The sequence below is a fragment of the Sutterella seckii genome, from assembly GCF_009183815.1.
GTDB lineage: Bacteria > Pseudomonadota > Gammaproteobacteria > Burkholderiales > Burkholderiaceae_F > Sutterella > Sutterella seckii.
Genome location: NZ_WEHX01000272.1, coordinates 1 through 310 on the forward strand (window position 1 = coordinate 1; position 310 = coordinate 310).

Consider the following 310-nt stretch of genomic DNA (forward strand, 5'->3'; position numbering starts at 1 on the left):
GACCCTACTTTCTCCACCCGAAGCCATGGTTTCAGGCCGAACGAGAAAGCGCACAACGCGATCTATGACGTGCTGGACGCGGCTGACAAGGGATACAGATGGGTCGTGGATATGGACCTCGAAAAGTTCTTTGACACGATAAACCACGCGAAAATGGTGCAGATACTCTCCGAGAGAATCGAGGATGGCAGAGTCATCTCGCTCATCCATAAACCTAGGTTCTCGGGTTGATTTTGGGGCTACGCGAATCTGAAATTTGAAAAACTACCGCCAAAGCCGCTAAGCCAAAGGGAAAATTGCTACCAGGGCG

Annotated in this window: 1 protein-coding gene; it reads left to right on the top strand. The window is 51.0% G+C overall.

Annotation, left to right across the window (positions count from 1 at the left end; all coding sequences use genetic code 11):
• A partial coding sequence (locus tag GBM95_RS12145; RefSeq protein ID WP_264298113.1) for a reverse transcriptase domain-containing protein occupies positions 1-231 on the top strand: 231 nt, incomplete at its 5' end.
• Between the last annotated feature and the right edge of the window lie 79 nt (positions 232-310).